Below are 26,472 nucleotides of genomic sequence, written 5' to 3'. Positions count from 1 at the left end.
GGCGCGAGCGCGCCCCGAGGACGGCGACGGGAACAGGACGAGGGGGACGGGCCGAGCGGCCCGTCCCCCTCGTCCTGTTCCTTCATCTGCCGCTCACACGCCGCCGCTGGGGTGAGGCGCATGGCGAGTGCACGCTGGGAGAGGCCGCGGACGGAGCTGAGGTCCGTCCGTTCCCGCGTGCTGGCCACCACCCTCGGCCTCCTCGCCGCGGCCCTGCTCCTGGTGGGCGGGCTCACCCACTACCTGCGGCTCGTGGACCTCGACGAGTCCGTGCGCCAGGACATCGTGCAGGCGGCCGGGGAGCTGCAGCGGCTGGCCCAGCGCGGTCCGCTGGGCCCCGACGCGTCCCCGTCCGAGGACCTCGACGCCACGGCCGAGGAGCCGTTCACCGACGTCGCCCAGCTGTTCTGCACGTTCATGACCACAACCGTGCCGGGGAGCACGAGAGCATCCTCGTGCTCGTCGACGGGGAGCCGGCCTTCGAGCACGCGCACCGGTCCCGATTCCAGCTCGACGCCCCGGCCACCGTCGCCGCGGTCGCCGAGCGCGCCCGCCCGGGCCGGACGGTCGTCTTCGACCACGAGCAGGACGGGCGCGCGCTGCGCCTGGGGGTGATCTCCGTGCGCCTCGACGAGGACCCCCGGCAGGGCTACCTCGTGGTGGGCTTCGACATGAGCGCCCAGCGGGACATCGTGCTGGCGTCCCTGTGGCGCTACCTCGTCATCGCAGGGCTGGCGATGGTCGTCGCCGGGCTGGCCGCCTGTGTCATGGTCGGCCGGGTCACCGCCCCCGTCACCCGTCTGCGCCCCGCGTGCGTCTGCACCTTACGCCCGCGCCGGCGGGGCCTGGCCCAGCAGCTGCTCGACGACCTCCTCGCGGGCGGACCTCCCGCCGGTGAGGGGGCCCTCATGTTCTCATGCCCGTCTCACGCCGTTCCGGGACACCGGGCGCCATGAAGATCCTCTGGTCGGCCCTCTCCCTCGTGGTCGTCACGGTCCTCGCGGTGCTGCTGTGGGGCGCCGCCACCGGCACGGAGCGGGTCGAGGTCGTGCGCGACGGGGTCGCCGTCACGGGCGCACCCGGATCCTCCCCGGACCGCTCCCCGGACGGCTCGCCGGAGCCCGCCCGGGACGGCGGGGCTCCGCCGCCCCCGGCGCGGACCCGTCCGGGGGTCCGTTCCCGGACGGGGCGAGGAGCGCGACGAGCGTGACGGGCGGGCCGGCCGCGCCTGCGGCACCTCCCGCTCCACCGGCGCAGGTGCCGGTGCCCGTGCAGCCCGCTCCGCCCGTCGGCGACGGGGACGACGACACGGACGATATCGCGGACGACTTCGGGGAGGGCCCGGGAGGCGACGCGGAGGACCCCGGGGGCGACGGCTGAGGTCCTGGTCGGGACCGGTCCGGGTCCCCGGGAGCCCCCGCCGGGAACGCCCGGGCCGATTTTTGTTTTGCCGAAACGTGCTGGTAGAGTCTTCGTCGTTGCCCCGATAGCTCAGTGGTAGAGCGCCATCTTGGTAAGATGGAGGTCCCGGGATCGATTCCCGGTCGGGGCTCTCATGATGAGCTCCCGTGGCCCGGCCCTCCGGCCGGTTCCCACGGGTTCTCATCTACCTGGCGGTGTAGCTCAGCTGGTTAGAGCGCACGACTCATAATCGTGAGGTCGACGGATCGAGCCCGTCCACCGCTACGGCGACAAGCCCGTGATCCTTGCCGGTCACGGGCTTTTGTCGTTCCCCCGCCCGTTTCCCCGGTGCCGCGGGGCTCCGCCGTAGACTGGTCGGGCGCCCGCCGCCCGGCGGGCGGCCCCGTCCCCGAGGAGCTGCCATGCCCGTCAACCCCGACCTGGTCGGGCGGACGTACCCGCCGGCCGAGACCTACAGCGTCGGCCGGGAGGCGATCCGCGAGTTCGCCCGCGCCGTGCAGGCCGGCCACGCCGCGCACCACGACGTCGACGCCGCCCGCGCCCTCGGCCACGCGGACCTCGTCGCACCCCCCACCTTCGCGATCGTCGTGGCCCAGCGCGCCGACGCGGCGCTGATCGCCGACCCCGAGGCCGGCATCGACTTCTCGCGCGTGGTCCACGCCGACCAGCGCTTCACCCACCACCGCCCGATCGTCGCCGGCGACGAGCTCGTGGCCGAGCTGCACGTGGACCAGGTCCGCGCGATGGGCTCCGGGGCGATGATCACCTCGCGCGCCGAGATCAGCACCGTGGCCGGGGAGCCGGTCGCCACCACCGTCTCGTCCCTGCTGGTACGCGGAGAGGACCAGTGACCGTGCACACCACCATTGCCTTCGACGGCCTCGAGAAGGGCCAGGACATCGGCGAGCGCCGCATCGAGCTCTCCCGGGCGGACCTCGTGAGGTACGCGGGCGCGTCCGGGGACCTCAACCCGATCCACTGGAACGAGGAGTTCGCCCGCTCCGTGGACCTGCCCGACGTCATCGCCCACGGCATGCTCACGATGGGCGCCGCCGTCCAGCTCGTCGTCGACTGGGCGGGCGACCCGGGCGCCGTCGTCGACTACCAGACCCGTTTCACCAAGCCGGTCGTCGTGCCCAACCGGTACGGCACCGCGGTGGAGCCCTCCACGGCCCTGACGGTCTCCGGGAGGATCGGTGCGCTCGACGACGCGGCGCGCACCGCGCGCGTCGACCTCACGGTGACGGCCCCCGACCTCTCCGCCCCCGGCGCCGACCCGGCGACGGCGGCACCCCTCAAGGTGCTGGTCAAGGCCCAGGCCGTGGTGCGGCTGGCGTGAGGGCCTGGCGCAACGCCGTCCTCGCCGGGTACCTGGCATCGGGGCTCGCGGTCTCCGCCTGGCTGACCCGCCTGCCCGCCATCGCGGACGCTCTCGGGCTGTCCCCGGCCACGCTGGGCGCCGTGCTGCTCACCCAGACCGTCGCCGCCTTCGTCTCCGTCTCCACGTCCGGGATGACCGTGCTGCGCCTCGGCGCGTCCCTGACCCTGCGGCTGACGTCGGCGGTCGTCGTGGCCGGGCTCGTGCTGATCGGCCTCGGCGTGTCCGTGTTCGCGTCGCTGCCGGTGACGGTCGCCGGGATGCTGCTGTTCGGTCTCGGGTCGGCCACCTGGAACGTGGCCGCCAACGTGGAGGGCGCAGCGCTCGAGAGCGGGCTGGGCAAGCACGTCATGCCCGTGATGCACGCGTTCTTCTCGATCGGCACCGTGCTCGGCGCCGCCGTCGGCGCCCTGGCCTCCGCCGCGCGCGTGCCGGTCGTGTGGCACGTCGGCGGCATGGCCGCGGTGGTCCTTGCCCTGGTGTGGGGCTCCCTGCCGTTCCTGCGCGGCGAGGGCACCCGGGTCCGGCCGGAGGAGCCCCGGACGGACACCGGCTCGATCGACCTCGCGGCGCTGGCGGCGGACCGCCCCGCCCGGGGGATGCGGGCGGCGTGGCGCGATCCGCGGACCGTCCTCATCGGCGTCTTCACCCTCGGCGTGGCCCTCGCGGAGGGCGCCGCCAACGACTGGGTGGCCCTCGCCCTGACCACCGGCTACGGCACGAGCGAGGCGCTCGGCGCGGTCGGCTACGGGGTCTTCGTCGCCGCCATGACCACGGGCCGGCTCGCCGGGACGCCGCTGCTCGACCGGTTCGGGCGGGTCGCCATCCTGCGCGCGGCGTGCTCGCTGGCCCTTGTGGGCCTGGCTGTCTTCATCGTCTCCCCGTGGCTGGAACTGGGGATCGCGGGTCTGTTCCTGTGGGGCCTCGGCGCCTCCCTCGGCTTCCCCGTGGGCATGTCCGCGGCCTCGGACGACCGCCACAACGCCGCGGCCAACGTCTCCGTGGTCTCCACCCTGGGCTACGGGGCGTTCCTGGGCGGGCCGCCGCTGCTGGGCCTGCTCGGGGAGGCCGTCGGCGTGCGGTACGCCCTGGCCGCCGTCGCGGCGCTCGTCGTCGTGTCCCTGCTGCTCGTCCCCGCCCTGCGCGCGCCGGCGACGGCGCACCGGCCGACCGGCCGCGGCCGATAAACTGGCGGCCATGGACTCCCCTCGCATCGCAGAGCTCACCACGGCCGCCGTGGGCGGACCCGCCCACTACTACGTGCGCGCGGACGCCGAGCAGGACGTCGTCGACGCCGTCGCGGCCGCCGACGCCGAAGGCCGCCCCGTGCTGGTCGTGGGCGGGGGCTCGAACCTCATCGCGGCCGACGCCGGCTTCGCGGGCACCGTCGTGCACGTGGCCTCCCGGGGCGCCGACGTCGTGGCCGAGGAGCCCGGGGCCGCGGTCCTGGAGGTCCAGGCCGGCCACCCGTGGGACGACCTCGTCGCCGCCGCCGTGGCGCAGGGCCTGGTGGGCATCGAGGCGCTCTCCGGGATCCCCGGCACGACCGGGGCCACCCCCGTGCAGAACGTCGGGGCCTACGGCCAGGAGGTGGCGCAGACCGTCGAGCTCGTGCGCGCCTGGGACCGGCACGAAGCGCGCGTGCGCGAGTTCATGCCCGCCGAGCTGGCGTTCTCCTACCGGGACTCGGTGCTCAAGCGCACCACCGTGGAGGGCTCGCCCCGGTTCGTGGTCCTCGCCGTGCGCTTCCGGCTCGCACGGGGCGCCGAGAGCGCCCCGGTGCGCTACGCCGAGCTCGCCCGGCGCCTGGGCGTCGCGGTGGGGGAGCGCGCCCCGCTGGCCGCGGTGCGGGACACCGTCCTGGCCCTGCGCACGGGCAAGGGCATGGTCCTCGACCCCGCCGACCGGGACACCTACAGCACCGGCTCGTTCTTCACGAACCCGATCCTGCCCGCGGACCTGCTGGGGGACCGGGTCCCCGCCGACGCCCCCCGCTTCCCCGTCGCGGACGCCGCCGGGCGCCTGCTCGAGGACCGGGTGAAGCTCTCCGCCGCGTGGCTGATCGACCACGCCGGGTTCGGCAAGGGCTTCGGGCTGCCCGGGACCCGCAACGAGGTCCTGGGCCTCGACGGCGCCGCGGTCGCCGGCGGCCGGGCGTCGCTGTCCACCAAGCACACGCTCGCGCTGACCAACCGGGGCGGGGCCTCCGCGGAGGACCTCATGCTCCTGGCCCGGACCGTGCGCGACGGCGTCGCCTCCGTCTACGGGGTGGACCTCGTCGCCGAGCCGGTCATCGTGGGCACGGCGGTCTGAGGCGGCCGTGAGCAGCCTCGAGGAGGAGATCGCCCAGGGGGAGCGGACCCAGGGGCGGATGCACCGGTGGCTCGCGCGCTTCCGGCGCTGGACCGTCCACCACCCCGTGCTGCGCGTCGTCTACAAGACGGTCGTCACGGTGCTGGGCGTGCTCTTCGTGCTGCTGGGGATCGCGATGCTCGTGCTCCCCGGCCCGGGGTGGCTCGCGATCTTCCTGGGCCTCGGCATCCTGGGCACCGAGTTCCACTGGGCGCGCCGGCTCAACCGGTGGGCCAAGCGCCAGGTGATGAGCTGGTGGCGCCGGTCGCAGCACCTGCTGGACGAGCGGCGCCACCGCCGCGCCCTCGCGGGGCCCGGCGACCTCGTGCCCGGGCCGCGCCACCTGCGCGCCACCCGCCCCTGACGCCCGCCGTCCGCCCGGGGCGCTCTGCGGCGCCCCGGGCGGACGGAGCGGATCCGACCGAGGCGGGGCCAGGCGGGGCGGTTCAGGCGCGGCGGCCCAGCACGGCCGCCACGAGCGCGACCGCGCGGTCGGGGGCCAGCCCGAGGGCGCGGGCCTCGGCGGCGTAGCGCTCGGCGGCCTGCACGGCCAGGTCCTCGGTCCGGTCCGCGGCCCGCACGAAGCTGCCCTGCCGGCCCCGGGTCTCGATCACGCCGGCGGCCTCGAGCTCGCGGTACGCCTTGGCCACCGTGCTGGCGGCCAGGCCGAGCCCGTCCGCGAGCCGGCGCACCGGCGGGAGCCGCGTGCCGGCGGGCAGGCCGCCGTCCTCCCGCCCGCGCAGCACGGCGCGCTTGATCTGCTCGTACGGCGGGTGCGGGTCGGCGGGGTCGACCGCGAGCCCCGGCGGGAGCGCGGGGCCGTCCACGGGACGGTCGTTGCCGGGGCTGTCGCTCACGGGGTCAGAGGGTGCCGGTGGCGATCCGCAGCATGCGGCGCAGCGGCTCCGCCGCCCCCCACAGCAGCTGGTCGCCGATGGTGAAGGCGCTGATGTAGCCCGGCCCCATGGACAGCTTGCGGATCCGGCCCACGGGGATGCGCAGGGTCCCGGAGGTCGCCACGGGGGTAAGGTCCCGCATCGAGTCCTCCTTGGTGTTGGGCACCACGGTGGCCCACTCGTTGTCGGCGTCGATGAGCCGCTCGATCTCCTCGACCGGCAGGTCCTCGCGCAGCTTGACCGTCAGGGCCTGGGAGTGGGAGCGCATCGTGGCGATGCGCACGCACAGCCCGTCCATGGGCACCCAGTCCTGGGCGTACTCGTCGGTGCGGCCCAGGATCTTGTTGGTCTCCGCGGCGGCCTTCCACTCCTCGCGGGACTGCCCGTTGCCGAGGTCCGCGTCGATCCAGGGGATGAGGGAGCCGGAGAGGGGCACGCCGAACATCGAGGAGTCCAGGGCGTCGCCGCGCTGGGTCTCGAGCACCCGGCGGTCGATGTCGAGGATCGCGGAGGCGGGGTCGGCGAGCTCGTCGGCCACCACGCCGTGGAGGTCGCCGAACTGCCGCAGGACCTCCCGCATGTGCCGGGCCCCGCCGCCGGAGGCCGCCTGGTAGGTCATGGACGTCGCCCACTCGACGAGGTCATTGCGGAACAGCCCGCCGAGGCCCATGAGCAGGCAGGAGACGGTGCAGTTGCCGCCCACGAAGTCCTTCACGCCGCGGGCGAGGCCCGCGTCGATGACGTCGCGGTTGACGGGGTCCAGCACGATGATGGCGTCGTCGTTCATCCGCAGGGTGGACGCGGCGTCGATCCACAGCCCGTCCCACCCGGCGGCGCGCAGCCTCCCGTGCACGTCCTTGGTGTAGTCCCCGCCCTGGGCGGTGACGACGATCGGCAGCTTGGCGAGGGCCTCGAGGTCGTGGGCGTCCTGCAGCGTGCCGGTGTCCCCGGCGCCGGGGAAGGAGGGGGCCGGCCGGCCCGCGCTCGAGGTGGAGAAGAAGACGGGGGCGATGCCCGCGAAGTCCCCCTCCTCCTGCATGCGCTGCATCAGCACGGAGCCCACCATGCCCCGCCAGCCGACGAACCCTACCGAATCACCCGAGCGAAAAGTCATGGCCCCCAGTCTAGCGGGCGCGGAATGACAGCCGGCGCCGGCGCTTCTCCTTCACGTACTGGACCGGGGGCAGCTCCACACCGGGGGCCATCAGCTGCTGGTACTGCGGAAAGCGGTGCAGGTAGTCCTGGACGTAGGGGCAGACGGGGCGCACGGGCACGCCCTCCTCGCGGAAGCGGTCCAGGAGCATCGTGACCAGGGTCCGGGCGTAGCCCTGCCGGCCGAACCGCTCGCCGATGATCGTGTTGCGCAGCTCCACCGTGCCGTCCGGGCGCTTCTCGTACTCCTCGAAGCCCACGAAGTCCTCCCCGCGCCACAGCTCGTAGCGCTCCCGGTCGGCGTTGTCGACGACGCGCAGCCGCGGGTCGTCGTGGATCTGCGGCTGGGGGTGCTGCTGGGTCACGGTCGGCCTCCTGCTCGTGGTGGGGCTCACGCTACCGAAGGGCCCCCGCGGACGGAACAGCGCCCCGCCCCCGGCCCCGGGCTCAGCGGCGGGTGCGCCGGTCGATGCGGTAGCCCAGCCCGGTGCGGGAGACCGACGGCGCCACGACCGGCTCCGCGGCCCACTCCCCGCCGAGCCCGGGGGCGTGGGTGTCGCCGTCGGTGTCCAGGTCGATGACCGTCACGAGGGCCTCCGTCACGGGGTGCCCGGGGTCCGCGAGGGCGTGCCGGTAGAGCTCCCCGCCGCCGATCACCCAGATCCGCTCCGCCCCGGGGCTGTCCAGCGCGAGCTCCACGGCCTGCGCCCAGGAGGCGGCGGTCAGCACGGCGCCGGGGGCCGCGCCGGCCGTGACCCGCTCCGGGGCGGAGGTGACGACGATGTTGGTGCGCCCGGGCAGCGGGCGGAACCGCTCGGGGAAGGACTCCCAGGTGCGCCGGCCCATAATCACGGGGTGGCCCGTCGTCGTGCGCCGGAAGAAGGCCATGTCCTCGGGCAGGGACCAGGGCATCCCGCCGTCCCGGCCGATGACCCCGTTCGTGGTCTGCGCCCAGATCGCGCCGATCACGGGCCGGTCCGCCGGGCGCTGCCCGCCGGCGCTCACACCGCCACCGGGGCCTTGATCGCGGGGTGGTGGCGGTAGTCGAGGACCTCGAAGTCCTCGTACTCGTAGTCGAAGACCGACGCCGGCCGCCGCGCCAGGCGCAGCCGGGGGTAGGGGAAGGGCTCGCGCGAGAGCTGCTCCACGACCTGGTCCAGGTGGTTGTCGTAGACGTGGCAGTCGCCACCGGTCCACACGAACTCCCCGGGCAGCAGGTCCGTCTGCTGGGCCACCATCACCGTGAGCAGGGCGTAGGAGGCGATGTTGAACGGCACGCCCAGGAACATGTCCGCCGAGCGCTGGTAGAGCTGGCACGAGAGCCGCCCCGGGCCCTCGGGCCGGGGCTCGACGTAGAACTGGAACAGGGCGTGGCACGGCGGCAGGGCCATCTCGTCCACCTCGGCGGGGTTCCAGGCGGTCACCACGTGGCGGCGGGACTCGGGGTTCGTGCGGATCGACTCCACGACCTTGGCGATCTGATCGATCGACCCGCCGCCGGGGGTGGGCCAGGACCGCCACTGCACGCCGTAGACGGGCCCGAGCTCCCCGTTCTCGTCGGCCCACTCGTCCCAGATGGACACGCCGCGCTCCTGCAGCCAGCGCACGTTCGAGTCCCCGCGCAGGAACCACAGCAGCTCGAGGGCCAGGGACTTGAAGTGCACCCGCTTGGTGGTCAGCAGCGGGAAGGACTCGGCGAGGTCGAAGCGGATCTGGCGGCCGAACACGCTGCGGGTGCCGGTGCCCGTGCGGTCGGCCTTGTGCACGCCCTCGGCGAGGACCTCGCGCAGGAGGTCCTCGTAGGGGGTCGGCACGGGCGCGCGGGAGGGGACGGTCATCGGGGACTCCTCGGGAGGGGGTCGTGGGTGGTCAGTCGTCGTACGGCTTCACGAGCTCCACGGAGACCACGCGCCGGCGGTCCCGGCGGGCGACCTGCAGGACGATCATCTCCCCGGGGGACAGGTACGGGTCCTTGGCGGGGAGCTGCCCGGCGAGCTCGTGGGGCATGTGCCGGGCGAGGACCTTGAGCACCGTGGGCAGCACCGGGCGGTGGGTGCACAGGGCCACGGGCGCGTCCTTGTCGAACATCGTCTCCACCACGGCGGCCGCCCGCCGGGGGTGGCGCTTGTGCGCGGCCTCGGTCAGCTGGGGGCGCTCGCGCACCTTCACGCCGGCCTTGCGGGCGTAGGGCACGACGGTGGACAGGCACCGCAGCCACGGCGAGGTGATCACGCGCTCCGGGGACCAGACCTGGAGCAGGCGGGTCACGGCGAGGGCCTGGCGCTTGCCCGTCGCGGCCAGCGGGCGGTCGCCCTCGGCGCGGGACCACGCGGAGCGCGGCTTCGCCTTGGCGTGGCGCACCACGATCGCCGGGCGGGTGGCCAGGTCACCGCGCCCGTGCAGCTCGACGAGCGCGGCCAGGGGCTCGCGGTCGGAGCGGTTGGTGAGCATCCGCCGCGCCTCGTCGGGGCTCACCCAGCGGACCTCGTCGACCTCCCGGCCGTCCGGCGTCGGGCGCGCCCCGGGGCCGAACTCCGCGGCCCAGTAGTGCACGTCCTTGACCCCGTCCTTGACCTCGTAGCGGATGGTGGGCAGGGGCACGCCGAGCCGGGCGAGCAGCCCGATCTCCTCCTGCACCTCCCGGTAGGCGGTCTCCGGCAGGGTCTCCCCAGTGTCCTGCTTGCCCTTCGGGAAGGACCAGTCGTCGTAGCGGGGCCGGTGGATGAGGAGCACCTCCACGCCGTCGCCCGCCCGCCGCCAGCACAGGCACCCGGCCGCGAGGACGTCCGCGGAGCCCCGGCCGGTGGGCTTCTCGCTGCTCTTCTCGGTGCTCTTCTCGGTGCTCTTCTGGGCGGTCTTGGGCATGGCGGCTCTCTCGTCCCCTGTCCGTGGTGCGTGGGCGGGCGCGGACCCGCGGCCGGGGCCGGCGGGTCGCGCCCCCACGATGGTACCGGTGCTCAGAGGGTCCGCAGCCCGGTGGCCCGGCTGCGCAGCAGGTAGTCCTGGATGTCCTCCAGGGGCCGCCCCTCGGCGTCCCGGTGGTGGCGGGTCCACTCGCCGTGCGCGTCCAGGTGCCAGCTGCTCGTGGCGTCCGAGACGTAGCGCTCGAGCATCCGCACCAGCGCCGCGGCCTGGTGCGGGTCCGTGATCCGCACCAGCGTCTCCACGCGGCGGTCCAGGTTGCGGTGCATCATGTCCGCGGAGCCGATGTAGACCAGGGGATCGCCCGCGTTGCAGAACGTGAACATGCGGGAGTGCTCCAGGAACCGGCCCAGCACCGAGCGCACGCGGATCGTCTCGCTCAGCCCCGGGACCCCGGGGCGCAGGGCGCAGATGCCCCGGACCACGACGTCGACCGGCACCCCGGCCTGCGAGGCCCGGTAGAGGGCGTCGATCACCGCCTCGTCCACGATCGAGTTGCACTTGAGCTGGATCCGGGCCGGACGGCCCGCCCGGTGGTTGCGGATCTCCGCCTCCACGAGGCCCACCAGCCCGGAGCGCACCGAGCGCGGGGCCACGAGCAGGCGCTGGAACTCGGTCTTCGGGGCGTAGCCGGAGAGCTGGTTGAACAGCCTCGAGACGTCCTCCCCGACCTCCGGGTCGCAGGTGAGCAGCCCCAGGTCCTCGTAGAAGCGCGCGGTGGAGGGATGGTAGTTGCCGGTGCCGATGTGCACGTAGCGGCGCAGCCCGTGCTCCTCCTGGCGCACCACGAGCGAGAGCTTGCAGTGGGTCTTCAGCCCCACGATGCCGTAGACCACGTGCACCCCGGCCTGCTCGAGCTTGCGGGCCCATGTGATGTTGGCCTGCTCGTCGAAGCGGGCCTTGATCTCCACCAGGGCGAGGACCTGCTTGCCGGCCTCGGCCGCGTCGATGAGGGCGTCCACGATGGGGGAGTCGCCCGAGGTGCGGTAGAGGGTCTGCTTGATCGCCTGCACCTTCGGGTCCGCCGCGGCCTGCTCCAGGAACGCCTGCACGCTCGTGGCGAAGGAGTCGTAGGGGTGGTGCAGCAGCACGTCGCGGGCGCGGGTCGCGGCGAAGACGTCGGCGGCCTTCGCGGTCTCCGCCGCGTTGAGGTAGCGGGAGGTGTGGGCCACGTGGCGCGGGTAGTGCAGCTCCGGGCGGTCGATCCCGGCGATCACGCCCAGGCCCCGCAGGTCCAGGGGGGCCGGGAGCCGGTAGATCTCGGACTCGTCGATGCCCAGCTCGGACACCAGCAGCTCCAGGACCTCCCCGCTGATGCTGTCGGTGACCTCGAGCCGCACGGCCGGGCCGAAGCGGCGGCGCAGCAGCTCCTTCTCGAGGGCCTGCAGGAGGTTCTCGGCGTCGTCCTCCTCGACCTCCAGGTCCTCGTTGCGGGTGACGCGGAAGACCTGGTGCTCCTCGACGTCCATCCCCGGGAACAGGTCGTCCAGGTGCTGGGCGATCACGTCCTCCAGCGGGATGAACCGAGCCTCCTGGCCCGGCGCGTGCCGGGCCCGCGGGCCGTCCACGGACAGCAGCCGCGGCAGCTGGTCCGGGACCTTGACGCGGGCGAAGAGCCGCTTGCCGGACTGCGGGTTGCGCACCATCACGGCGAGGTTGAGGCTGAGCCCCGAGATGTACGGGAACGGGTGGGCCGGGTCCACGGCCAGCGGGGTGAGGATCGGGAAGACCCGCTGGTGGAAGTCCCGGGTGATCCGCTCCCGGGTGGCGGCGTCGAGGTCGCCCCAGCCGACCAGGTGGATGCTCTCGCGGGCCAGCTCCGGGCGCACCAGCTCGTGGAAGGCGCGCGCGTGGCGGTCCTGGAGCTCGTGGGCGCGGAGGCTGATCGCCTCCATCTGCTCCGCGGGGGAGAGCCCGGAGGCGGCCGGGCGGGCGATGCCCGTGGCGATCCGCCGCTTCAGCCCGGCGACCCGGACCATGAAGAACTCGTCCAGGTTGGAGGCCACGATGGACAGGAACTGCACCCGCTCCAGCAGGTGGAGCTCCGGGTCCTCGGCGAGCTCCAGGACCCGGGAGTTGAACGCGATCCAGCTGGCCTCGCGGTCCAGGAAGCGCTCGGAGCCGTGCATGCCCTCGAGGACCTGCGGGACGGCGGGGACGGGGTCGCCGATCCGGTCCCGGTCCCCGTGGGCCCCTCCGGGCCCGGTCGCTGACGCCCGCGCGGCGCCCGGGGTCTCCGGGGCGGGCGCGGGCTCCGGGCTTTCCTGCTGCTTCGTGGTCATGACGGTCCTGTCTGGTCGGGTCAGGGGGTGACGGTGCCGGCGTACATGACGTCGAGGTGCCACGGGCGGAAGCCGAGGCGCTCGTAGAGGCGCATGGCCGGGGTGTTGTCCCCGTCCACGTAGAGCATGACCTCGGCCAGGCCCTGCGCCGCGAGGTGGTTGACGCCCGCGGCCGTCAGCGCCCGGCCCAGGCCGGTGCCCTGGTGCTCCGGGGCGATGCCGACGGCGTAGACCTCGCCCAGCGCCGCGTGCTCGCCGTCTCCGGGGTGGACCTTGGTCCAGTGGAAACCGGCCACCCTCGCGGGCTCCGCCTCCGGGACGGCCAGGAGGAAGCCCGCGGGGTCGAACCAGGGCTCGGCCTCCCGCTGCCGCAGGTCCTCGAGGCTCATCCGGCCCTGCTCGGGGTGCGCGGCGAACGCGGCCGCGTTGACCCGCAGCCACTCCTGCTCGTCGCGGCCGGGCTCGAAGGCCCGCAGCCGGAAGCCGGCGGGCATCGTCTCCGGCAGGGGGACGTCCTCCGCGCCCCGCAGCGGGCGCAGCAGCCGGTGCAGGTCCCGGACGGGGGCCAGCCCGTGGCGGGCGGCCAGCGCCACCGCGCCGGGGTGGCCGCCGTGCGCCCACGCGTGCACCGTCCCGGCGAGGTCCTCGGCCTGCGCGGCGGCCAGGGACCCGCCGACCCCGCGGCGGCGGTGGGCGGGGTCCACGACCAGTTCCAGCAGGTGCGAGGGGGCACCGTCCTCGTCCGGCTCGCGCACGCGCACGGCCGCCCCCACGAGCTCCCCCTCGGAGGAGCGGGCGAGGACGGTGCGCACCCGGTCGCCGGCGGCCCGCAGGTCCACGAGCGTCTGGTCGGAGAAGGGCGGGTCGCCGTCGGCGGCGGCGGCGCGGGACGCGAGCGCGGTGATCTCCTCGACCGGCGGCGCGGCGGGGCGCTCCAGGACGTACGGCGCGGACCGGGACATGGGGCCTCCTGCAGGACGGGGCGGGCGGTGCGGCGGGACGGGGCGGACGGGGCGGACGGGCGGGTCAGTCCTCCCGGCCGCGGCCCGTGGTGAAGCTGTAGCCCACGTTACGCACCGTGGTGATCAGGTGCTCGTGGTCGGCGCCCAGCTTGGCGCGCAGCCGCCGCACGTGCACGTCCACCGTGCGGGTGCCGCCGTAGTAGTCGTAGCCCCAGACCTCGCTCAGCAGCTGGGCGCGGGTGAAGACGCGGCCGGCGTGCTGGGCCAGGAACTTCAGCAGCTCGAACTCCTTGTACGTCAGGTTCAGGGGGTGGCCGTTGACGTGGGCGGAGTAGGCGGCGTCGTCGATGACCACGGAGCCCACGCGGATCCGCGTGTCGTCCTCCGGCTCCTCGGCGGTGCGCGAGGAGGCCAGGCGCAGGCGGGCCTCGACCTCGGCGGGCCCGGCGGTGTCGAGCACGACGTCGTCGACCATCCAGTTGGCGGCCACCGCCGCCATCCCGCCCTCCGTGAGCACCATGAGCAGCGGGGCCGCCAGGCCCTTCGCCGTGAGCAGCTGGGCGAGGTTGCGGGCGGTGATCAGATCCGTGCGGCCGTCCAGGACGACCACGTCGGGCTCGTGCCCGTCGAGGCTGCCCGAGGCCGTGCGCGTGGGCGCGACGGCCACCTTGTGGTTGAGCAGGTCGAGGGCCGGCAGCACCGATGCCGAAGGTCCGTCCGCGTCGGTCAGCATCAGGATCTGGAACACTCAGACTTCTCCACTCTTGCGTACGGACTGAGCTGTCAGTATAAGTCCCGGGTCCCGTCGCCCCGCGCGGGCGCGGCGCGGCGCGGGAGCGTCGCCCCGGGAGCTCCCGCGGGGCGAGCGGCTATCGTTGCACGTGTCCGGCCCCGTGCCCCGTCCCCGGACACCGGCCCCGACCCCGACCAGTGCAGGAACATCCGCCCCATGAGATACGCCATGATCGCCGCCTGCAGCGTGCTCAGCCTCGCGGCGGGCCTCACCGCGGTCGTGGTCGGTCCGCCCGCCCCGCTGCTGCTGGCCGTCGGCATGTCCGTGGTGATCGGCGTGGGGTGGCCCGCGGCCACCGGCATCGCCGCCCGGCACCGGCACACCGTCATCATGAGCGCCGCCGGGATCGTCGCGGCGGCGGTCGTCCAGCTCGGACCGGGACAGCAGCTCGTGTGGCTGCCCGCGGTGGTGGGCGTGGCCCTGATGACCGTGTTCGCCGCCGAGCTCGCCCGCGGCGAGGGCGCCGGGCACCGGCTGGAGTCCGCGGTCGCCTCGACGGCGGGGATGCTCGCGGCCGTCAGCTCCTCCGGGTGGATCGCCCTGGCGGAGGACTACCGGGCCAGCGGCGCGGACCCGCGGCTGCTCGTCGTGGTGGGCGCGGTCCTCGCCGGGGTGGTGGCCCTGGTGGGCGCCCGCGTGATCGCGGCCGCCCCGAAGCGCTCCCCGAAGCGGGGGGTCGTGGCCCTGGGCGTGAGCCCCGTGGCGTTCCTCGGCGTGGGGGCGCTCTTCACGGCCCGGCTGGTGAGCACCGTGGTAGCTTAGGGACCATGCTTGCACTCGAGATCTTCTACCTCGTCCTGCTGGGGATCGCCGGCCTGTTCATCCTCGGGATCTCCTGGAAGGTGATCACCGGTCTGTTCAAGGGCCAGCACTAGTTCCGTGCCGATCGAGATCCCCTCGGATCTGACCCCCGAGCTCGTCCCCTTCGCCTGGTTGCTGGGCGAGTGGGAGGGTGACGGCTTCCTGGGCTACGGCGAGGCCGAGCAGAGACCCTTCCGCCAGCGCGTGACGTTCGAGCAGAACGGCCTGCCGTTCCTGCAGTACCGGGCGGAGGCGACGCTCCTCGACGAGGAGGGGCAGCCGATGCGCCCGGCCACCGTCGAGCAGGGCTTCTGGCAGATCGACCGCACGCTCGAGGACGGCGACGTCGGCCCCGGGATGCTCCCGGCCGACGTCGTGCCGGTGCTCAAGGGCGCCGAGGACGTGGAGCGGCTGCGCAACGCCGACGGCGGCTTCGACATCCTCGTCACCCTCACCCACCCCGGCGGCGTCGCGGAGCTCTACGTCGGGCAGATCAAGGGCCCGCGGATCGACCTCGCGACCGACGCCGTGGTCCGCGCCCGCGGGGCCAAGGAGTACGCCGCGTCCACCCGCATGTACGGACTCGTGCACGGCGACCTCTTCTGGGCGTGGGACATGGCCGCCTTCGGCGCACCGCTGGCCACGCACGCCTCCGCCCAGCTCAAGAAGGTGGGCTGAGCCCGTGGGCGAGCACCGTTCACCCCTCCTGGGCCGGCCCGGCGCCGTCGAGGCCGCCGGTCCCGACCGCGGGGTCGCCGCGCACTACGGCGACCCGGTGCGCGAGCAGCGCGCCCTCGTGCGCGTGCCCGGCACCGTGGTGGACCTCTCCCACAAGGGCGTCGTCACCGTCGGCGGTCCCGACCGGCTCAGCTGGCTCACCACGCTCTCCTCCCAGGTGCTCACCGGTCTCGAGCCCGGCCGCGGCACCGAGACCCTCTTCCTGTCCGTGCAGGGCCGCATCGAGACCGCCCCGCACGTCGTCGACGACGGCGCCACCACGTGGCTCCTCACGGAGGCCGACGAGACCGCCCCCCTGGTCGCGTGGCTGCAGTCCATGCGCTTCGCCCTGCGCGTCGAGATCGCCGACCGCACGGACGAGTGGGCCGTGCTCGGCTCGACCGGCCCCGTGCCCGGCGTCGAGGGCGTCGCCTGGCGCGACCCCTGGCCGCAGGTGGCCCCCGGCGGGTGGAGCTACGCCCTGCTCGACGGTCCGCACCCCGGGGAGGAGCGCACCTGGTACGAGCGGCTCGTGCCGCGCGCCGACCTCGCCCGCATCACCGAGGACCTCCCGCTCGCGGGCTCCTGGGCCGCGGAGGCCCTGCGCATCGCCGCGTGGCGCCCGCGCTGGGGCACCGAGACCGACGAGAAGACCATCCCGCACGAGCTCGACCTGCTGCGCACCGCGGTGCACCTCGCCAAGGGCTGCTACAAGGGCCAGGAGACGGTCGCGCGCGTGCACAACCTCGGCCACCCCCCGCGCCGCCTGGCCCTGCTCGACCTCGACGGCTCCGAGCACGGGCTGCCGGCCGCGGGCTCCCCGGTGCTCGCCGGGGAGCGCACGGTCGGGCGGGTCACCTCGGTGCAGCTGCACCACGAGGAGGGTCCCATCGCCCTGGCCGTGCTCAAGCGCTCGGTGGATCCCGCCGCCGCGCTCGTGGTCGCGGACGGCGAGGACCGCTGGGCCGCCGCGCAGCAGGTGATCGTGGCCCCCGACGCCGGGCAGGTCGTCGGCCGCCGCCAGGACGGCTTCCTGCGCGGGCCCCGCGGGACGCGCCCGTAGCAGCCGCGCCCCGCGGGGCGGCGCGTCAGCGGCCGAAGAGGACGCGGGCCTCGTCCCAGCGGTGCTGGGGCACGGTCTTGAGCCCGTCGAGGGCCTCGGAGAAGTCCACCCGCACCATGTCGGTGCCGCGCAGGGCGACCATCTTGCCCCACTGCTTCTGGTGCACCAGGTCCACCACGGCCATCCCGAAGCGGGTGGCCAGCACCCGGTCGAAGCCGGTCGGGGCCCCGCCGCGCTGGATGTGGCCCAGGGTGGTGTTGCGGGTCTCGATCCCGGTCATCCGCTCGATCTCCTCGGTGACGTACTCCCCGACCCCGCCCAGGCGCGGGCGGCCGGAGGCCTCCGCGCCCTTCTCGGCGACCACCTGGTCGAAGCCCTCGGGGATGAAGCCCTCGGCCACGACCACCAGCGGGGACCGGCCGCGCTCGTAGACCTCCGAGACCCACTCGCAGACCTGCTCCATGGACACCGACTGCTCCGGGATCAGCACCGCGTGGGCCCCGGCGGACATCCCCGAGTGCAGGGCGATCCACCCGACGTGGCGGCCCATGACCTCGGCGACCATGCACCGGTGGTGGGACTCCCCGGTGGTGCGCAGCCGGTCCATGGCGTCGGTGGCGATCTGCACGGCGGTGTCGAAGCCGAAGGTGTAGTCGGTGGCCTGCAGGTCGTTGTCGATGGTCTTGGGCACCCCCACCACCGGCAGCCCGGCGTCGGCCAGGCGCTTGGCCCCGGCCAGGGTTCCCTCCCCGCCGATGGCCACGATCGCGTCGACGGCGTGGCGCTCGAGCATCACCGAGATCTTCTCCGGGCCCCCGAGGGGCCCGTCGAAGGGGTTGGTGCGGGAGGTGCCCAGGATGGTCCCGCCCTCCCGTGCCAGGCCGCGGACCTTGGTGCGGGGCAGGTCCATGATGTCGCCCTCGAGCACCCCGCGCCAGCCGTCGCGGAAGCCGACGAACTCGTGGTCGTAGGTCTTGATCCCGTGCAGCACCGCGCCGCGGATCACGGCGTTGAGCCCGGGGCAGTCCCCGCCGCTGGTCAGCAGTCCGATCTTCATCCGTGCAGTCTCCTCCGAGGTCGCCGGGCGCGGGCCACCGGTGGGTGGGCGCCGGTCGTGGGTGGCGGTCGTGGTGGCGGGGTCGTGCGGGTCCGGCCGTGCCGGGCGCACCCGGCACGGCCAGTCTAGTGAGTCGGCCTCCGCGGCGGACCAGCACGCGCGCGGCCCCGTCGTGCCTACACTTCCCTGGAGGGCCCGTCCGGGCCGGAAGGAGGTCCGCGATGGCCGAGGACATGGAGCCGGTCCGGGAGAACCTGCGCGAGTTCATCGACAAGCTGGTGGACGAGGGGTACACGGTGCGCGACGGGCAGTCCCCGGACCCCGACCTCATCGACCCCGGGGGCTCCGCCGTGGAGACCTGGCGGGAGGACTACCCGTACCCGGAGCGGATGTCCCGGGAGGACTACGAGCTGGAGAAGTACCAGCTGCAGATCGAGCTGCTGAAGTTCCAGTACTGGGGCCAGGACCACGACCTCAAGCACGTGATCGTGTTCGAGGGCCGCGACGCCGCCGGCAAGGGCGGGACCATCAAGCGCTTCACCGAGCACCTCAACCCCCGTGCGGCCCGGGTGGTGGCGCTGACGAAGCCCTCGGACCGCGAGCGCGGCCAGTGGTACTTCCAGCGCTACATCCAGCACCTGCCCACGGCGGGGGAGATCGTGATGTTCGACCGCTCCTGGTACAACCGCGCCAACGTGGAGCGGGTGATGGGCTTCTGCACCGACGACGAGTACCACCGGTTCATGGAGCAGGCCCCGGTGTTCGAGAAGATGCTGGTGGACTCCGGGATCCACCTCACCAAGTTCTGGTTCTCGGTGACCCAGCACGAGCAGCGCACCCGCTTCGCGATCCGCCAGATCGACCCGGTGCGGCGCTGGAAGCTCTCGCCCATGGACCTGGCGTCCCTGGACCGGTGGGAGGACTACACGGAGGCGAAGGAGGAGATGTTCCTGCGCACCGACACCGACCACGCCCCCTGGATCACCATCAAGTCCAACGACAAGAAGCGGGCGCGGCTCAACGCGATGCGCTGGTTCCTGAACCAGTTCGACTACGAGGACAAGGACCCCTCCGTGGTCTACGGCCCCGATCCGCTGCTGGTGCGCCGCGGCCGGGAGGCCGTGGGCGACTGAGCCCCGGCCTCCGACGACGCCGCCCGCCCCCGGCCGGGGGCGGGCGGCGTCGTGCGTGGCCGGGTCCGGGCTCAGCGGCCGGCGCGGTCCACGAGGGCCCAGCCGGCGGCGGCGTTGACGGCGGTGACGGCGAGCACGGACGGCCACGCGCCGATCCGCTTCGCCAGCGGGTGGGAGAGCCCGAAGCCCAGGACGTAGAGCCCGCCGAGCGCGGCGGCCGTGGCCGGCCCGCGCCGGTGCCACCACGAGTGCGCGGCCACGGCCCCGGCGCCCGCCAGCACGGCCCCGCCCAGGGGGCGGTTGCCCGTGGCGCGGGCGGTCGCGTAGCCGCCGACCAGGCCCGCGGTGACGGCCGCGGAGGCGGGGACGGCGTCCAGGGCCGTCGTGGCCGCGCTCACGCGGCGCCGCCCAGGAAGTCCTGGAGCCGGCCCAGGCCCTCGGCGAGGTCGTCGTCGCCCAGGGCGTAGGACAGGCGCAGGAAGCCGGACGGGCCGAACGCCTCACCGGGCACGACGGCCACCTCGGCCCGCTCCAGGATCAGCTCGGCGAGCTCCGCGGAGGTCTGCGGCACGGCGTCGCCGAAGCGCTTGCCGAGCAGCCCGCGCACGTCCGCGTAGGCGTAGAACGCCCCGGTCGGGACGGGGCACTCCACGCCCTCGATCGCGTTGAGCGCCTCGACCATGGCCCGGCGCCGGCGGTCGAAGGCTTCCCGCATCCGGTGCGCCTCGTCGAGCGGGCCCGACACGGCCGCGAGCGCCGCGCGCTGGGCGACGTTGTTGACGTTCGAGGTCAGGTGCGACTGCAGGTTCGTGGCCGCCTTGACGACGTCGGGGGCGCCGATCATCCAGCCCACGCGCCAGCCGGTCATGGCGTAGGTCTTGGCCACGCCGTTGAGGACGACCACGTTCTCGCCCAGCTCCGGGACCGCGGCTGCGATCGAGGTGAACGGGACGCCGTCGTAGGTCAGGTGCTGGTAGATCTCGTCGGTGAGCACGAAGATCCCCTTCCCGGCCGCCCAGCGGCCCACGGCCGCGGTCTCCTCGGGGGAGTACACCGCGCCCGTGGGGTTGGACGGGGAGCAGAACAGCAGGGCCTTGGTGCGCTCCGTGTACGCGGCCTCCAGCAGCTCGGGCGTCACCTTGTAGCCGAGCTCCGGGCCGGCGAAGACCTCCACGGGGTTGCCGCCGGCGAGCTTGACGGCCTCCGGGTAGGTGGTCCAGTAGGGGGCGGGCAGCAGCACGTCGTCGCCCTCGTCCACGACCGTGGCGAAGGCCTGGAAGACGGCCTGCTTGCCGCCGTTGGTGATGAGCACCTGGGACGGGTCGACCGTGTACCCGTCGTCCCGGGCGGTCTGCTCGGCGACCGCCCGGCGCAGCTCGGGCAGGCCCGCGGCCGGGGTGTACCGGAAGTTCGCCGGGTCCTGCAGGGCCGCCGCCGCGGCGTCCACGATGTACTGCGGGGTGGGGAAGTCGGGCTCCCCGGCCCCGAAGCCGATCACGGGCCGGCCGGCGGCCTTGAGCGCCTTCGCCTTGGCGTCCACTGCGAGCGTCGCGGACTCTGCGATGGCGCCGACGCGCCGGGAGATGCGGGGTGAGGTCATGAGCGGGGGCCTCCTGGAAGGGGACGGGCGGGTCCCGCCGGGGCGGGAGCAGGTGGGCTGGCGTGGGGCCCATGCTACTCGGGGGCCCCCGGGACGGGCCGGGGGCGCCGCGCCCGGGCCGGGCCCGGATTGCACGCCCGCGCCCCCGTCCCCTAGGATGGTCCACTGGTGTCGCCGACGCCTGCCCGGCCGCGCCGTTGCCGCGGGGCCGGATGGTAGAGTCGGTGACCGGGTCCGAGCGATCGACCCCGGCGTGCGCACGCCGGGAGCCCTCGCGAGGCACGAAGGGCAGTGGCGCAATTGGTAGCGCAGCGGTCTCCAAAACCGCAGGTTGCAGGTTCGAGTCCTGTCTGCCCTGCTCCAGTCCGGGTCGGATCCGGCGCTCCCCGTGGAGCGCCGGGCCCGGCCCGCGGCGGCCCGGGCACCGGTGCCGCCGTCCGGGCGAGACGGCGTCGCCGCACGGCACGCACGAGTCCACACAGGGAGAGCCGATGTCGCAGACCACCGCCGGCAAGGCCTCGGGTCAGCCCTCGGGGCGGGACGCCGAGAGCCCCCGCGGGCTCTTCGGGCGGCTCTTCCTCTTCCTGCGCCAGGTGGTGGGCGAGCTCAAGAAGGTCGTCACCCCCACCCGGCGCGAGCTCGTCAACTACGTGCTGGTCGTGCTCGTGTTCGTCGCGTTCATGATGGTGCTCATCTCCGTCCTGGACCTCGCGTTCGGGCAGGCCGCGCTGTGGATCTTCGGGCAGGGGAGCGACGCCGCCGGCGGCTGACCCCCGGGGAGTGCACCGGCCGGCGCGGACCGGGCGCCGCGGCACACCAGAGCACGACATCCACAGAGAGCAGGGAGATCCAGTGACCGAGCACGAGCTCGACAACGGCATCGAGACCGCCGAGGCGGCGGCCGACGTCGACGAGCAGGCCCCGGAGGCCGCGGCCCCCGAGCAGGACCTCGGCGCCGAGGAGGCTCCCGCCCAGGACGCCGCCGAGCCGGCCGTGGACCCCGTCGAGGAGTTCAAGGCCAAGCTGCGCCGGCAGGAGGGCGACTGGTACGTCATCCACACCTACGCCGGTTACGAGAACCGCGTGAAGACGAACCTCGAGACCCGCATCCAGTCCCTCAACATGGAGGACGACATCTTCCAGATCGAGGTGCCGATGGAGGAGGTCGTCGAGATCAAGAACGCCCAGCGCAAGACCGTCCGCCGCGTGCGGATCCCGGGCTACGTGCTGGTGCGGATGAACCTCACCGACGCCTCGTGGGGCGCCGTGCGCCACACCCCCGGCGTGACCGGCTTCGTCGGCCAGGACGCGTACAACCCCGTCCCGCTGCGCCTCGACGAGGTCTTCGAGATGCTCAACCCCACCTTCGAGGCCCCCGCCGGCACCGAGGCCGCGGCCCAGCCCAGCGCGCAGCCGCAGATCGACGTGGACTTCGAGGTCGGCGAGTCCGTGATCGTCAAGGAGGGCCCGTTCGAGACCCTTCCCGCCACGATCTCCGAGATCAAGGTCGAGTCCCAGCAGCTCGTCGTGCTCGTGTCGATCTTCGAGCGCGAGACCCCCGTGACCCTCGGCTTCAACCAGGTCTCCAAGATCTGACCCCCGCGGGCACCGCCCGCCCACCAGTCCCGGCCTCCGCGGCGCACGCTTCGCCGAGGGGCCGACCGGCCGCCGCGCCACGGCGGCCACCCGCCGCCGTACGCTCCTGTGCGCCGGTACGTCCAGCAAGAGAAGGACCAGCACATGGCTCCCAAGAAGAAAAAGGTCTCCGGCCTGATCAAGCTGCAGATCCAGGCAGGCGCCGCCAACCCGGCGCCTCCCGTGGGTCCGGCTCTCGGTCAGCACGGCGTCAACATCATGGAATTCTGCAAGGCCTACAACGCGGCCACGGAATCCCAGCGCGGCAACATCATCCCCGTGGAGATCACGGTCTACGAGGACCGCTCCTTCACCTTCGTCACGAAGACCCCGCCCGCCGCGCAGCTGATCAAGAAGGCCGCCGGCGTCGCCAAGGGCTCCGGTGTCCCGCACACCCAGAAGGTCGGCAAGCTCACCATGGACCAGGTCCGGGAGATCGCCGAGACCAAGAAGGAAGACCTCAACGCCAACGACATCGACGCCGCGGCGAAGATCATCGCCGGCACCGCCCGCTCCATGGGCATCGAGGTCGAGTGATCAGCGCCCGCTGATCACCCACCCACCCACCGAATTCCCCGTGGCAGGGCCGAGCGCGGCCCGCAGACCACAACTGCACAAGGAGAAGAAGCAGATGGCAAAGCGCAGCAAGGCGTACCAGGCGGCTGTCGCCAAGATCGAGGAGGGCAAGTTCTACGCCCCGGCCGAGGCCGTCGCCCTGGCCAAGGAGATCGACAGCGCCAAGACCGACTCCACCGTGGAGGTCGTCCTCCGCCTCGGCGTCGACCCCCGCAAGGCCGACCAGATGGTCCGCGGCACCGTGAACCTGCCCAACGGCACCGGCAAGACCGCCCGCGTCGTCGTCTTCGCGACCGGCGACAAGGCCGCCGCCGCCGAGGAGGCCGGTGCGGACTACGTCGGCTCGGACGACCTGATCGCCCGCATCCAGGGCGGCTGGACCGACTTCGACGCCGCCGTGGCCACCCCGGACATGATGGGCAAGGTCGGGCGCCTGGGCAAGGTGCTCGGTCCCCGCAACCTCATGCCGAACCCCAAGACCGGCACCGTGACCATGGACGTCGCCAAGGCCGTCGCCGACATCAAGGGCGGCAAGATCGACTTCCGCGTCGACAAGCACTCGAACCTGCACTTCATCGTGGGCAAGACGTCCTTCGAGACCGCCAAGCTCGCGGAGAACTACGCCGCGGCGCTCGAGGAGATCCTGCGCCTGAAGCCGTCCGCGTCCAAGGGCCGCTACATCACCAAGGCGACCGTCTCCACGACGTTCGGCCCGGGCATCCCGGTCGACCCGAACGCCACCGAGGTCGTCGTCGGCGCGTGACGCCGTGATCCGGGACCCCTCGAGAGTCCCACGGGTGGGGGCCCGGCCGCTGCGGCCGGGCCCCTTGCCGTTCCGCCCCGCCTGAGCCCGCGGAGTGCGCCTGCGCCTCCGGAAGGGAGTTCCCCGTGACCGAGCACCTCCCGGTGCGCATCGAGCAGATGCGCATCCCCGACGAGTTCGACGACGACGCGCAGCGCCTGCTGGGCCGGGTCGCGGACCTCGTGCGCCGCTCCCGGCAGCACGTCTGGGGGATCTCCGATCTCACCGGTGACGCCCAGGAGCTCTACCGCGACCTCAAGGACCCCTTCGAGCGCGTCGTCATCCTGCTGGCCTGGACGGACGGTCGGCTCGCGGGCCGCGCCGAGGTGCGCCTGCCGCTCGTGAGCTTCACCGGCTCCGCGCACGTCGTGGTGGACGTCGACCCGGAGGTCACCTCCCAGGGCACCGGCAGCGAGCTGCTGGCCGCCGCCGAGCAGCTGGCCGTGGGGGAGTCCCGCCGGCACATCCGGATCCAGACCGAGCACCCCGGCCCCGAGGAGATCGAGGGCGACGGCAGCGTCACCGGCGTCTTCCCCGTCATCACGCCCGGGATGGTCGAGTGGGTCGACGCCGCCGACGGCTCCGGCCGGCTGCCCGTGTCCAACCGGCAGACCCGCTTCGCCCTCAACGCCGGCTACCGGCTCGAGTCGGTCAGCGACTTCGCCGTCCTCGAGGTCCCGCTCCCGCCCGCGCGGGAGGAGGCGCTGCTGCGCGAGACGACGGCCTCGCCCCCGCCGGAGGCCTACCGGATCCACACCTGGGACGGGCCCGCCCCCGAGCGGTGGCTCGACCAGCTCGCCGTGCTGCACTCGCGCATGGCCGCCGACACCTTCCTGCCCCCCGTCGCCGTCCACCCCGACCCCTGGGACGCCGAGCGGGTGCGCCGCACCGAGCAGCTGCGCGCCGAGGCCGGCCACCGCTCGCTGTTCGCCGTGGCCGAGCACGAGGCCACGGGCCGGCTCGTGGGGATGACCGAGATCGTCCTGACAGGCGACGAGCCCGCCATCGGGATGCAGGACGAGACCGTGGTGCTGCGCGAGCACCGCCGCCGCTGGCTGGGCACCCGGCTCAAGCTGGCCAACCTGCAGCAGCTCGCCCGCACGGCCCCGTCCGTGCGCACGCTCTACTCGTGGAGCCACAGCGGCGACGACCGGATGAACCGGGTCAACAACCGGCTCGGCTTCCGCGTGGCCGGGCGCAGCGGCGTCTGGTCCCGCGAGGTCCCCGCCCCCTGACGGGCGTCCCCGCCCCGATTTGGCCGGGGCGGGCCCGTGGGGTAGCCTGGGGCGTACCAAAGACCGCCGGTCGTGGTTCCCCCTGCCCGTCGCGTCCCGTTCGGGAGGCGCAGGACGGGGGAGCAGCCGTAAGAGTTCCGCCAGGAACGGCCAGCGCAGGTGATCCAGCACAGCCAGCACGCTCCGTCCTGCACGGACCGTGCCGTCGAGCCCCGGGCATCTGCGCGGGGCTTTTTCTGTGCCCGAGCCCTTCCGGCAGCGCCCGGCATCGAAGACCGGAAGGAGTACCATGGCGAACCCGGAAAAGGCAGCCGCGGTCGCCGAGTTGAAGGAGCTGTTCTCCAACTCGGACGCTGCTGTCCTGACTGAGTACCGCGGTCTCACCGTGGCCCAGCTCAAGGAGCTGCGCCGCTCGCTCGGTGAGAACGCCGAATACGCCGTGGTGAAGAACACGCTGACCGCGATCGCGGCCAAGGAGATGGGCATCGACGCGTTCGACGGCCACCTCTCCGGCCCGAGCGCCATCGCCTTCATCTCGGGAGACCCCGTCGAGGCCGCCAAGAGCCTGCGTGACTTCGCCAAGGCGAACCCGCAGCTCGTCCTGAAGAGCGGTTACCTCGAGGGCAAGGCGCTCAGCGAGGCCGAGATCACGCGGCTCGCGGACCTCGAGTCCCGCGAGGTGCTGCTCGCCAAGGTGGCCGGTGTCACCCAGGCGTCGCTGTCCAGGGCCGCCGCGCTGTTCCAGGCCCCGCTGTCCAAGGCGGTCCGCACGGCCGAGGCGCTGCGCGCCAAGGTCGAGGAGCAGGCAGCCTAGCCAGCCCCCGCCGCGAGGCACATTCTCACCACGGAACCAGAACGTCCCGCGCCGACGAACCCGGTCGGGGCACCACATCGAAAAGGAGCCACAACCATGGCCAAGCTCACCACCGACGAACTGATCGACGCCTTCAAGGAGCTCTCCCTCATCGAGCTCTCCGAGTTCGTCAAGGCGTTCGAGGAGACCTTCGACGTCACCGCCGCCGCCCCCGTGGCCGTCGCCGGTGCCGCCGCTCCGGCCGCCGCCGCCGAGGAGGCCGAGGAGCAGACCGAGTTCGACGTCGTCCTCGAGGCCGCCGGCGAGAAGAAGATCCAGGTCATCAAGGAGGTCCGCGCGCTGACCTCCCTCGGCCTGAAGGAGGCCAAGGACCTCGTCGACTCCGCCCCCAAGGCCGTCCTCGAGGGCGCCAACAAGGAGGCCGCGGAGAAGGCCAAGGAGGCCCTCGAGGGCGCCGGCGCCACCGTCACCCTCAAGTAAGTTCCTCGGAACCGCTTCACCCGGAACGCGTTCTCGCGAACGCTTCCTGCGAGGCCCCGGACGCACGCCGTCCGGGGCCTCGTGCCGTTCCCGGCGCCGCCCGGGACGGCCGGTCCCGGCCGGTCCCGGATGTGGGACACTGGAGGCACAACCACATCGGCCGTCCACCCGCGGCGGGAGAGTCCGTCGTCGTCCGCTGCCGGACGACGCCGGCGCCGAAGGAGCAAATCCTCCCCGGGAATCTCTCAGGCCCCCGTACCGCTGCGAGCAGGCCACTCTGAAGAGGTCCGTCCTCCCCGGCCGCCGGCCGGGTCCGGGCCACCGACGGTGCAAGCCCCTCCCGTGCGGAGCCGGCGAAAACTCTCAGGTCAGTGAACAGAGCGGGGAGGCAGGACGGGCC

General features: G+C 73.6%; 31 protein-coding genes, 3 tRNA genes and 2 riboswitches. Of the genes, 22 read left to right on the top strand and 12 right to left on the bottom strand.

What is annotated here, in order from left to right; genetic code table 11:
* Positions 1-177 precede the first annotated feature (177 nt).
* The 10 genes from ACYSMR_RS05545 (at position 178) to ACYSMR_RS05500 (ending at position 5,516) form a co-directional block, all read left to right on the top strand.
* Positions 178-615, top strand: a complete 438-nt coding sequence (locus tag ACYSMR_RS05545; RefSeq protein ID WP_461747600.1) for a hypothetical protein — start codon at positions 178-180, stop codon at positions 613-615.
* Positions 612-956, top strand: a complete 345-nt coding sequence (locus ACYSMR_RS05540; RefSeq protein WP_461747599.1) for a hypothetical protein — start codon at positions 612-614, stop codon at positions 954-956. Before ACYSMR_RS05545 ends, ACYSMR_RS05540 begins: the two co-directional genes overlap by 4 nt.
* On the top strand, positions 953-1,210 hold the full coding sequence (locus ACYSMR_RS05535) for a hypothetical protein (RefSeq protein WP_461747598.1): 258 nt from the start codon (positions 953-955) through the stop codon (positions 1,208-1,210). The genes ACYSMR_RS05540 and ACYSMR_RS05535 overlap by 4 nt, the downstream gene beginning before the upstream one ends.
* A 270-nt stretch (positions 1,211-1,480) precedes the next feature.
* Positions 1,481-1,552, top strand: a tRNA-Thr gene (locus ACYSMR_RS05530).
* Between the two features lie 60 nt (positions 1,553-1,612).
* A tRNA-Met gene (locus ACYSMR_RS05525) sits at positions 1,613-1,686 on the top strand.
* A gap of 137 nt (positions 1,687-1,823) precedes the next feature.
* Positions 1,824-2,273, top strand: coding sequence for a MaoC family dehydratase N-terminal domain-containing protein (locus ACYSMR_RS05520; protein ID WP_251332913.1), 450 nt, complete (start codon positions 1,824-1,826; stop codon positions 2,271-2,273).
* A 2-nt stretch (positions 2,274-2,275) separates the two neighbouring features.
* Positions 2,276-2,761 carry a MaoC family dehydratase gene (locus ACYSMR_RS05515; RefSeq protein ID WP_251332914.1) on the top strand — a complete coding sequence of 162 codons (486 nt, stop codon included), beginning with the start codon at positions 2,276-2,278 and terminating at the stop codon, positions 2,759-2,761.
* On the top strand, positions 2,758-3,987 hold the full coding sequence (locus tag ACYSMR_RS05510) for an MFS transporter (RefSeq protein ID WP_461747597.1): 1,230 nt from the start codon (positions 2,758-2,760) through the stop codon (positions 3,985-3,987). Before ACYSMR_RS05515 ends, ACYSMR_RS05510 begins: the two co-directional genes overlap by 4 nt.
* A gap of 10 nt (positions 3,988-3,997) precedes the next feature.
* Complete coding sequence (locus tag ACYSMR_RS05505) at positions 3,998-5,113, top strand: UDP-N-acetylmuramate dehydrogenase (protein ID WP_461747596.1); 1,116 nt, start codon at positions 3,998-4,000, stop codon at positions 5,111-5,113.
* Between the two features lie 7 nt (positions 5,114-5,120).
* Entirely contained in the window at positions 5,121-5,516 is a 396-nt protein-coding gene (locus ACYSMR_RS05500) for a TIGR02611 family protein (RefSeq protein WP_251332917.1), read from the top strand.
* A gap of 82 nt (positions 5,517-5,598) precedes the next feature.
* Here ACYSMR_RS05500 and ACYSMR_RS05495 read toward each other — a convergent pair whose 3' ends face one another.
* The 9 genes from ACYSMR_RS05495 to ACYSMR_RS05455 all read right to left on the bottom strand — a co-directional run bounded on the left by ACYSMR_RS05495 (position 5,599) and on the right by ACYSMR_RS05455 (position 14,114).
* The gene (locus tag ACYSMR_RS05495; protein ID WP_461747595.1) at positions 5,599-6,009 is read right to left on the bottom strand and encodes a GntR family transcriptional regulator; all 411 of its coding nucleotides are present in this window, start codon (positions 6,007-6,009) and stop codon (positions 5,599-5,601) included.
* A 4-nt stretch (positions 6,010-6,013) separates the two neighbouring features.
* The gene (gene asd, locus ACYSMR_RS05490) at positions 6,014-7,162 is read right to left on the bottom strand and encodes an aspartate-semialdehyde dehydrogenase (protein WP_309126600.1); all 1,149 of its coding nucleotides are present in this window, start codon (positions 7,160-7,162) and stop codon (positions 6,014-6,016) included.
* A 10-nt stretch (positions 7,163-7,172) separates the two neighbouring features.
* Complete coding sequence (locus ACYSMR_RS05485; RefSeq protein WP_461747594.1) at positions 7,173-7,565, bottom strand: GNAT family N-acetyltransferase; 393 nt, start codon at positions 7,563-7,565, stop codon at positions 7,173-7,175.
* Positions 7,566-7,647: 82 nt separating this feature from the next.
* A complete protein-coding gene (locus tag ACYSMR_RS05480) occupies positions 7,648-8,205 on the bottom strand; it encodes a dihydrofolate reductase (protein WP_461747593.1) in 558 nt (185 codons plus the stop codon).
* Positions 8,202-9,038 (bottom strand): thymidylate synthase, encoded by an 837-nt coding sequence (locus ACYSMR_RS05475; RefSeq protein WP_461747592.1) that lies wholly within the window; start codon positions 9,036-9,038, stop codon positions 8,202-8,204. The genes ACYSMR_RS05480 and ACYSMR_RS05475 overlap by 4 nt, the downstream gene beginning before the upstream one ends.
* A 31-nt stretch (positions 9,039-9,069) precedes the next feature.
* Positions 9,070-10,065, bottom strand: a complete 996-nt coding sequence (locus ACYSMR_RS05470) for an NUDIX hydrolase (protein ID WP_461747591.1) — start codon at positions 10,063-10,065, stop codon at positions 9,070-9,072.
* Between the two features lie 92 nt (positions 10,066-10,157).
* Positions 10,158-12,404, bottom strand: a complete 2,247-nt coding sequence (locus tag ACYSMR_RS05465) for an RNA degradosome polyphosphate kinase (RefSeq protein ID WP_461747590.1) — start codon at positions 12,402-12,404, stop codon at positions 10,158-10,160.
* A gap of 20 nt (positions 12,405-12,424) precedes the next feature.
* Positions 12,425-13,366, bottom strand: a complete 942-nt coding sequence (gene mshD, locus ACYSMR_RS05460) for a mycothiol synthase (protein WP_309125188.1) — start codon at positions 13,364-13,366, stop codon at positions 12,425-12,427.
* A 64-nt stretch (positions 13,367-13,430) separates the two neighbouring features.
* Positions 13,431-14,114 (bottom strand): response regulator transcription factor, encoded by a 684-nt coding sequence (locus tag ACYSMR_RS05455; protein WP_251332926.1) that lies wholly within the window; start codon positions 14,112-14,114, stop codon positions 13,431-13,433.
* Between the two features lie 201 nt (positions 14,115-14,315).
* Between ACYSMR_RS05455 and ACYSMR_RS05450 the strand changes: the two genes are divergently transcribed.
* The 3 genes from ACYSMR_RS05450 to ygfZ all read left to right on the top strand — a co-directional run bounded on the left by ACYSMR_RS05450 (position 14,316) and on the right by ygfZ (position 16,740).
* On the top strand, positions 14,316-14,921 hold the full coding sequence (locus tag ACYSMR_RS05450; protein WP_251332927.1) for a hypothetical protein: 606 nt from the start codon (positions 14,316-14,318) through the stop codon (positions 14,919-14,921).
* Positions 14,922-15,038: 117 nt separating this feature from the next.
* Positions 15,039-15,638: a nitrobindin family protein gene (locus ACYSMR_RS05445; RefSeq protein ID WP_251332928.1), complete on the top strand. Its 600-nt coding sequence runs from the start codon at positions 15,039-15,041 to the stop codon at positions 15,636-15,638.
* A gap of 4 nt (positions 15,639-15,642) precedes the next feature.
* Positions 15,643-16,740 carry a CAF17-like 4Fe-4S cluster assembly/insertion protein YgfZ gene (ygfZ, locus tag ACYSMR_RS05440; RefSeq protein WP_309125186.1) on the top strand — a complete coding sequence of 366 codons (1,098 nt, stop codon included), beginning with the start codon at positions 15,643-15,645 and terminating at the stop codon, positions 16,738-16,740.
* A 25-nt stretch (positions 16,741-16,765) separates the two neighbouring features.
* On the opposite strand, the gene ACYSMR_RS05435 is transcribed toward ygfZ, so the two are convergent.
* The gene (locus ACYSMR_RS05435) at positions 16,766-17,797 is read right to left on the bottom strand and encodes a 6-phosphofructokinase (RefSeq protein ID WP_251332930.1); all 1,032 of its coding nucleotides are present in this window, start codon (positions 17,795-17,797) and stop codon (positions 16,766-16,768) included.
* Positions 17,798-18,018: 221 nt separating this feature from the next.
* Between ACYSMR_RS05435 and ppk2 the strand changes: the two genes are divergently transcribed.
* Positions 18,019-18,930: a polyphosphate kinase 2 gene (gene ppk2, locus ACYSMR_RS05430; protein ID WP_251332931.1), complete on the top strand. Its 912-nt coding sequence runs from the start codon at positions 18,019-18,021 to the stop codon at positions 18,928-18,930.
* A 71-nt stretch (positions 18,931-19,001) separates the two neighbouring features.
* Here the strand turns inward: ppk2 and ACYSMR_RS05425 are convergent, their stop codons facing one another.
* Positions 19,002-19,328, bottom strand: coding sequence for a hypothetical protein (locus ACYSMR_RS05425; RefSeq protein ID WP_251332932.1), 327 nt, complete (start codon positions 19,326-19,328; stop codon positions 19,002-19,004).
* Complete coding sequence (locus tag ACYSMR_RS05420; RefSeq protein WP_461747589.1) at positions 19,325-20,530, bottom strand: pyridoxal phosphate-dependent aminotransferase; 1,206 nt, start codon at positions 20,528-20,530, stop codon at positions 19,325-19,327. The genes ACYSMR_RS05425 and ACYSMR_RS05420 overlap by 4 nt, the downstream gene beginning before the upstream one ends.
* A gap of 285 nt (positions 20,531-20,815) precedes the next feature.
* On the opposite strand from ACYSMR_RS05420, the gene ACYSMR_RS05415 reads away from it, so the two are divergent.
* The 8 genes from ACYSMR_RS05415 to rplL all read left to right on the top strand — a co-directional run bounded on the left by ACYSMR_RS05415 (position 20,816) and on the right by rplL (position 26,072).
* Positions 20,816-20,888: transfer RNA gene (locus ACYSMR_RS05415), tRNA-Trp, on the top strand.
* Positions 20,889-21,021: 133 nt separating this feature from the next.
* Positions 21,022-21,300 (top strand): preprotein translocase subunit SecE, encoded by a 279-nt coding sequence (gene secE / locus ACYSMR_RS05410; RefSeq protein ID WP_251332934.1) that lies wholly within the window; start codon positions 21,022-21,024, stop codon positions 21,298-21,300.
* Between the two features lie 82 nt (positions 21,301-21,382).
* A complete protein-coding gene (gene nusG, locus ACYSMR_RS05405; protein ID WP_251332935.1) occupies positions 21,383-22,126 on the top strand; it encodes a transcription termination/antitermination protein NusG in 744 nt (247 codons plus the stop codon).
* A 144-nt stretch (positions 22,127-22,270) separates the two neighbouring features.
* Positions 22,271-22,702: a 50S ribosomal protein L11 gene (gene rplK / locus ACYSMR_RS05400; protein WP_251332936.1), complete on the top strand. Its 432-nt coding sequence runs from the start codon at positions 22,271-22,273 to the stop codon at positions 22,700-22,702.
* Between the two features lie 94 nt (positions 22,703-22,796).
* Positions 22,797-23,504: a 50S ribosomal protein L1 gene (gene rplA / locus ACYSMR_RS05395; RefSeq protein ID WP_251332937.1), complete on the top strand. Its 708-nt coding sequence runs from the start codon at positions 22,797-22,799 to the stop codon at positions 23,502-23,504.
* A gap of 125 nt (positions 23,505-23,629) precedes the next feature.
* Complete coding sequence (locus tag ACYSMR_RS05390; protein ID WP_309125184.1) at positions 23,630-24,778, top strand: GNAT family N-acetyltransferase; 1,149 nt, start codon at positions 23,630-23,632, stop codon at positions 24,776-24,778.
* 289 nt (positions 24,779-25,067) lie between these two features.
* Complete coding sequence (gene rplJ / locus ACYSMR_RS05385) at positions 25,068-25,592, top strand: 50S ribosomal protein L10 (RefSeq protein WP_251332939.1); 525 nt, start codon at positions 25,068-25,070, stop codon at positions 25,590-25,592.
* 96 nt (positions 25,593-25,688) lie between these two features.
* Positions 25,689-26,072 carry a 50S ribosomal protein L7/L12 gene (gene rplL, locus ACYSMR_RS05380; protein WP_251332940.1) on the top strand — a complete coding sequence of 128 codons (384 nt, stop codon included), beginning with the start codon at positions 25,689-25,691 and terminating at the stop codon, positions 26,070-26,072.
* Positions 26,073-26,236: 164 nt separating this feature from the next.
* Positions 26,237-26,343, top strand: a riboswitch (glycine riboswitch).
* 1 nt (position 26,344) lies between these two features.
* A riboswitch (glycine riboswitch) is annotated at positions 26,345-26,461 on the top strand.
* The last annotated feature ends 11 nt before the right edge of the window (positions 26,462-26,472 follow it).

The sequence above is a fragment of the Kocuria sp. U4B genome, assembly GCF_054875615.1.
This window is presented reverse-complemented; position numbering and strand designations above follow the sequence as displayed.

Excerpts from the sequence above, each read along its gene's own strand:
- ACYSMR_RS05535 (WP_461747598.1), top strand. The coding sequence starts at position 953 with ATGAAGATCCTCTGGTCGGCCCTCTCCCTCGTGGTCGTCACGGTCCTC.
- ACYSMR_RS05520 (WP_251332913.1), top strand. The coding sequence starts at position 1,824 with ATGCCCGTCAACCCCGACCTGGTCGGGCGGACGTACCCGCCGGCCGAG.
- ACYSMR_RS05505 (WP_461747596.1), top strand. The coding sequence starts at position 3,998 with ATGGACTCCCCTCGCATCGCAGAGCTCACCACGGCCGCCGTGGGCGGA.
- asd (WP_309126600.1), bottom strand. The coding sequence starts at position 7,162 with ATGACTTTTCGCTCGGGTGATTCGGTAGGGTTCGTCGGCTGGCGGGGC.
- ACYSMR_RS05475 (WP_461747592.1), bottom strand. The coding sequence starts at position 9,038 with ATGACCGTCCCCTCCCGCGCGCCCGTGCCGACCCCCTACGAGGACCTC.
- ACYSMR_RS05470 (WP_461747591.1), bottom strand. The coding sequence starts at position 10,065 with ATGCCCAAGACCGCCCAGAAGAGCACCGAGAAGAGCACCGAGAAGAGC.
- ACYSMR_RS05465 (WP_461747590.1), bottom strand. The coding sequence starts at position 12,404 with ATGACCACGAAGCAGCAGGAAAGCCCGGAGCCCGCGCCCGCCCCGGAG.
- mshD (WP_309125188.1), bottom strand. The coding sequence starts at position 13,366 with ATGTCCCGGTCCGCGCCGTACGTCCTGGAGCGCCCCGCCGCGCCGCCG.
- ACYSMR_RS05450 (WP_251332927.1), top strand. The coding sequence starts at position 14,316 with ATGAGATACGCCATGATCGCCGCCTGCAGCGTGCTCAGCCTCGCGGCG.
- ACYSMR_RS05435 (WP_251332930.1), bottom strand. The coding sequence starts at position 17,797 with ATGAAGATCGGACTGCTGACCAGCGGCGGGGACTGCCCCGGGCTCAAC.
- ppk2 (WP_251332931.1), top strand. The coding sequence starts at position 18,019 with ATGGCCGAGGACATGGAGCCGGTCCGGGAGAACCTGCGCGAGTTCATC.
- ACYSMR_RS05420 (WP_461747589.1), bottom strand. The coding sequence starts at position 20,530 with ATGACCTCACCCCGCATCTCCCGGCGCGTCGGCGCCATCGCAGAGTCC.
- secE (WP_251332934.1), top strand. The coding sequence starts at position 21,022 with ATGTCGCAGACCACCGCCGGCAAGGCCTCGGGTCAGCCCTCGGGGCGG.
- rplK (WP_251332936.1), top strand. The coding sequence starts at position 22,271 with ATGGCTCCCAAGAAGAAAAAGGTCTCCGGCCTGATCAAGCTGCAGATC.
- rplA (WP_251332937.1), top strand. The coding sequence starts at position 22,797 with ATGGCAAAGCGCAGCAAGGCGTACCAGGCGGCTGTCGCCAAGATCGAG.
- rplJ (WP_251332939.1), top strand. The coding sequence starts at position 25,068 with ATGGCGAACCCGGAAAAGGCAGCCGCGGTCGCCGAGTTGAAGGAGCTG.
- rplL (WP_251332940.1), top strand. The coding sequence starts at position 25,689 with ATGGCCAAGCTCACCACCGACGAACTGATCGACGCCTTCAAGGAGCTC.